The sequence below is a fragment of the Paenibacillus sp. OT2-17 genome, from assembly GCF_009827695.1.
In the GTDB taxonomy this organism is placed as follows: domain Bacteria; phylum Bacillota; class Bacilli; order Paenibacillales; family Paenibacillaceae; genus Paenibacillus; species Paenibacillus polymyxa_B.
In genome coordinates, this window is record NZ_WUDQ01000840.1 from 1 (window position 1) to 1,159 (window position 1,159).

The window sequence follows — 1,159 nt, forward strand, 5'->3', positions numbered from 1 at the left end:
GTAGGGATATCTTTGCCGATCTCCGTATTTGTGATGAATTGAATACCTTCAGCCTCCAGCAAATCCACACGCCGCTGAACAACCTTCTTATCTAATTTCATAGACGGTATTCCATACATCAATAATCCACCCACACGATCAGCACGCTCATACACAGTCACGCTGTGCCCTGCTTTGTTAAGCTGAGCAGCTGCAGCCAAACCTGCCGGACCCGAACCAACAACAGCCACACGTTTGCCTGTACGCTTTTCTGGCGGATTAGGAACGACCCAACCTTCCTCAAAGCCTTTTTCGATAATAGCTTCCTCAATGGTTTTAATTGTAACAGACTGTCCGATCAGGCCGACTGTACACGAACCTTCACATGGCGCAGGACAGACACGACCTGTGAATTCCGGGAAGTTATTCGTTTTGTGCAGCCGCTCTAGTGCTTCCTTCCACAAACCACGATATACGAGATTGTTCCATTCCGGAATGAGATTATGAACCGGGCAGCCTAAAGTTGCTCCCATGATATCCATCCCCGTATGACAATAAGGAGTTCCGCAGTCCATACAACGCGCCCCTTGGGTACGCAGCTCTTCTTCAGACATATGCTTATGGAATTCTTCCCAATCCTTTATACGCTCTGCCGGATCCCGGTCTGTAGGAAGCTGTCGTGTGTATTCCATAAATCCAGTTGGTGTAGACATGTTACGTTCCCCCATCTCTTCGCTTATGAACCCCGATCATCCATTCAGAATTTAAGTCAAATTCGAATTTGTCTGTTTGTATTATGAAAGGGTCTGTTCTCGTTGAATTTGATTTATTGTATCACAATACAGCGTAAAAGTGATGAAAACTTATGCAACTTTCTGCATCAACAGCCAAAAGGATTTTTTATATGGTTTATTAATTTTTCAAATGAGTGGGGTCGGATACAGTCTATTCTTATTCCGTTCTCTCGTAAACAACAAAACGATACTCATAGGGATTTTTGTCATCCTTGATACCCGGGGTCTCACTGACTATATTCCAGCCGTTCCAACCCAGCTCAGGGAAGGTTGTATCGCCTTCAAAAGTCTCCTCAATCCGAGTCACAATCAGCCGATCAGCATGTGGCCAAAACAGTGAATAAATCTCCGCTCCTCCAATGACCATTAACTCCTCCTGCTTTGCT

Annotated in this window: 2 protein-coding genes; both read right to left on the reverse strand. The window is 45.1% G+C overall.

Annotation, left to right across the window (positions count from 1 at the left end; all coding sequences use genetic code 11):
• On the reverse strand, window positions 1-692 hold a 692-nt coding region (locus GRP75_RS27550; protein ID WP_160790962.1), incomplete at its 3' end, for a glutamate synthase subunit beta.
• A 238-nt stretch (window positions 693-930) separates the two neighbouring features.
• Window positions 931-1,159 (reverse strand): dihydrofolate reductase (locus tag GRP75_RS27555; protein ID WP_160790963.1); only part of this gene is annotated, 229 nt, incomplete at its 5' end.